The following is a 1,488-nucleotide window of genomic DNA, read 5'->3' as shown; positions in this document are numbered from 1 at the left end:
TCGCGCTGGGGGCGGACGCGACGGGCCGCGGTCACCAGGCCCTTCGCGGCGAGGACGGCGACGGCCGCGGCGAGCAGCGGTTCGGCCAGCCCCGACCGTGCGGCCAGCGGCGCCAGGCGCAGCTCGCTGCCGACCGCGAACGTCCCGTCCGTGATGGCGTGCGCCAGGGTCTCGACCGCGGTGCGGTGGGAGTGCGGCACCGGCGGTGAGCTGGTCATGCGCAGCAGGCTCGCACGGCTGCCTGGGCATTATCAACTCGCCCTGGTTCAGGCGGGGTTCAGCGTGCGCCCGGCTCCGCGTGCCGTGCCCGCCAGTACGGGTTGTCGTGCGGCAGGGTGCCGCTGACCCGCCCGTACATCCCGAACACCATCAGCAGCAGTCCGACGACGAAGCTGAACAGGACGTTCTGGATGCGGAAGGCCAGGAAGTTGTAGCGGGTGTCCAGGAGCGCCAGGTTCACGAAGCCGCTGAGGAGGAAGAGGATGCCGAGCGACATGTTGACCGTCGACGCGACGTTGCCGCCGATCACCATGCCGGCGAGGAGGACCAGGCCGACGCAGATCGACAGGACGCTCAGCGCTCCGTTGGTGTTCAGGCCCGCGACCTTGTCCCCGCCGGTGTCGAAGAAGCCGATCTTGTCGATGAGTCCGAGGATGCCGAAGGCGAGCAGGGCCAGGCCCATCACGCCTGCGCCGGTGCGGTACACCTTGCTGAGTTTGTGGTCGACCGGCAGGTGCTCGTCGAGGGTGACGCGCTGCCGGGATCCTGGGTGGAGTACATGCGTCGACATGGTTCGCCTCCTTGCACGTACGTAACCCAAGGATCCGCCTGCCACGCGGGCAGTGCCAACCGCGGCCGACGGCGGCGGCTGCGGCTGCGGTCAGGCGACGCCGCCGCGGTCCTCACGGATCTGCGCCACGACCCGGGCCACCGTCTGCCGCACGGCCGCCGTCTCGGTCAGGAAGTGCCAGTAGTCGGGGTGGCGGCCCTCCAGGCTCGTGACGGCCCGGTCGAGGCGGCCCACGGAGTCGTCGAGGGGGCGCGCGTGGCGCGGGTCCGGGGTGCTGCGGCCCGCCATCGCCAGTCGCTGTGCGTCACGGATCGCGAACCGGGTGCGGTCGATCTCCTGCTGGGGGTCCTTCGCCACCGCGTTCAGCTGCTGCAGGCGGTCGGAGGCGGCGGAGACCGACTCGTCCGTCGTGTTCAGCAGGGCGCGGACCGTGGACAGCAGCGACGTGGCGTCGGGCCAGCGCTGGGCGTCGCGCGCGGTTCGGGCCTCGGCGAGTTTGGCCTCGGCCTGCCGCACGTTCTCCGCGGCCAGGTCGGGTACGCGCTGGAGGTCCTGCCAGCACGCGGCGGAGAACCGGCGCCGCAGCTCGCTGAGGACCGGATCGACCTGGCCCGCGCGCGTGGTGAGGGCCTGGGCGCGGGTGCGCAGGGAGACCAGGCGCCGGTCGATCTCGGCGGCCTTCTCCGGCAGGCGCTCGG

The 1,488-nt window shown here is 72.2% G+C and carries 2 protein-coding genes and 1 pseudogene; all 3 read right to left on the bottom strand.

All coding sequences use genetic code 11. The annotated features are described in order from the left end of the window. Nucleotides 1-218 (bottom strand): GntR family transcriptional regulator (locus G3I40_RS25100; protein ID WP_164304389.1); only part of this gene is annotated, 218 nt, incomplete at its 3' end. 59 nt (nucleotides 219-277) lie between these two features. Further along, complete coding sequence (locus G3I40_RS25095) at nucleotides 278-790, bottom strand: DUF4383 domain-containing protein (RefSeq protein WP_164304388.1); 513 nt, start codon at nucleotides 788-790, stop codon at nucleotides 278-280. Nucleotides 791-880: 90 nt separating this feature from the next. After that, nucleotides 881-1,488 (bottom strand): annotated as a pseudogene (locus G3I40_RS25090) (hypothetical protein); the annotation flags it as partial.

Source organism: Streptomyces sp. SID14478 (assembly GCF_010548525.1).
GTDB lineage: Bacteria > Actinomycetota > Actinomycetes > Streptomycetales > Streptomycetaceae > Streptomyces.
Note: the sequence above shows the minus strand (reverse complement) of the source record. Positions and strands in the feature narration are given on the sequence as shown.